This window comes from Archangium sp., assembly GCF_036389735.1.
GTDB lineage: Bacteria > Myxococcota > Myxococcia > Myxococcales > Myxococcaceae > Archangium.
Map to the genome: position 1 here is coordinate 1 of NZ_DASVWK010000025.1, position 1,763 is coordinate 1,763.

Here is a 1,763-nt window from a genome sequence, read left to right on the forward strand (position 1 = left end):
TCGCGCGCGAGCAGCTCGGCCATCCGGTCCAGGTGGCCCAGCAGCCGGGAGCGCGGGAGCAGGAAGGGCAGGGGCACGGGTAGAGACGGCACGCCGTGCGCGATGTTCAGCGTGAGCACCTTGAGCATGGTTCTCGAGGAGTCTCCCACGGCCACCGCTCGTGGCGTGCCCATTGGGGCCCGGGGTGGTGTAGATGGGGGCTGGAGTCCTTCCGAACCCGGAGCCATTTCATGAGCACCAGCCCCCGGCTGAACCCCACCACCGCCGCCGCCTCGTCCGAGCGCATCTGGGAGGAGGAGATCCTCCCCAAGCTGAACGACTACATCCGCATCCCCAACAAGTCGCCCGCCTTCGAGTCGGACTGGGCCAAGAAGGGGCACATGGACCGGGCGGTGAAGCTCATCGCCGGCTGGTGCGAGTCCCAGGCGAAGCACATCCCCGGCCTGAAGGTGGAGGTGGTGTCGCTCAAGAACGAGAAGGGCGAGGAGCGCACCCCCGTCATCTACATGGAGATTCCGGGCACCGGGGACGACACCGTCGTCCTCTATGGCCACCTGGACAAGCAGCCGGAGATGACGGGCTGGCGCTCGGGCCTCTCGCCCTGGGAGCCGGTGCGCGAGGGCGACAAGCTCTATGGCCGCGGCGGCGCCGATGACGGCTACTCGGCCTTCGGCTCGCTGGCCGCCATCCGCCTGCTGCGCGAGCAGGGCGTGCCCCACGCGCGCTGCGTGGTCCTCATCGAGGCCTGCGAGGAGAGCGGCAGCTACGACCTCCCGGCCTACATCGAGCACCTGGCGCCGCGCATCGGCAAGGCCTCGCTCGTGGTGTGCCTCGACTCCGGCTGCGCCAACTACGAGCAGCTGTGGATGACCACCTCACTGCGCGGGCTCGTCTCCGGCAACCTGCGCGTGGACATCCTCTCCGAGGGCGTGCACTCGGGGGATGCCAGCGGCATCGTGCCCTCGTCCTTCCGGATCCTGCGGCAGATCCTCTCGCGCGTGGAGGACGAGCAGACCGGCCGCGTCCGCGTCGAGGGCCTGCACGTCCACATCCCCAAGGCCCGCCGCGAGCAGGCCGCCGCCGTGGCCGAGGTGATTGGCGAGGAGGTGTACTCGAAGTTCCCCTGGGTGCCCGGCTCGCGTCCGATGACGGTGGACCGCGTGGAGCAGATCCTCAACCGCACCTGGCGCCCGGCGCTCTCCGTGACGGGCGTGGACGGCATGCCCACCCTGGGCAGCGCGGGCAACGTGCTGCGCCCCTTCACCTCGGTGAAGCTGTCCATGCGGATTCCTCCGCGGCTGGAGCCGAAGGCCGCCATCCAGGCCCTCAAGCAGACGCTGGAGGCGGATCCGCCCTACGGCGCCAAGGTGAGCTTCGAGGGGGAGAAGGCCAGCGCGGGTTGGGACGCGCCGCCGTTGGAGAAGTGGCTGGAGGAGGCCACCCACGAGGCCTCGCGCGCCTACTTCGGCCGGCCCTTCATGGCCATGGGCGAGGGCGGCACCATCCCCTTCATGGAGATGCTCGGCAAGCGCTTCCCCGAGGCCCAGTTCCTCATCACCGGCGTGCTCGGCCCCAACAGCAACGCCCACGGGCCCAACGAGTACCTGCACATCCCCACCGGCAAGCGGCTCACCTGCTGCGTGGCCAGCGTCATCGCCTCGCACTTCAACCGGTAGGCACTGTCTTCTACACGCGGGCCCTGGTCCTCATGGGGCCAGGGCCTTCGTGTTTGTGCTGCATGCTCAGGAGAGGGCGACGGGCGC

The 1,763-nt window shown here is 69.6% G+C and carries 1 protein-coding gene; it reads left to right on the plus strand.

The annotated features are described in order from the left end of the window. The first annotated feature begins 230 nt into the window (after positions 1-230). A complete protein-coding gene (locus tag VF794_RS00740) occupies positions 231-1,676 on the plus strand; it encodes a M20 family metallopeptidase (protein ID WP_331106699.1) in 1,446 nt (481 codons plus the stop codon). Positions 1,677-1,763 lie beyond the last annotated feature (87 nt).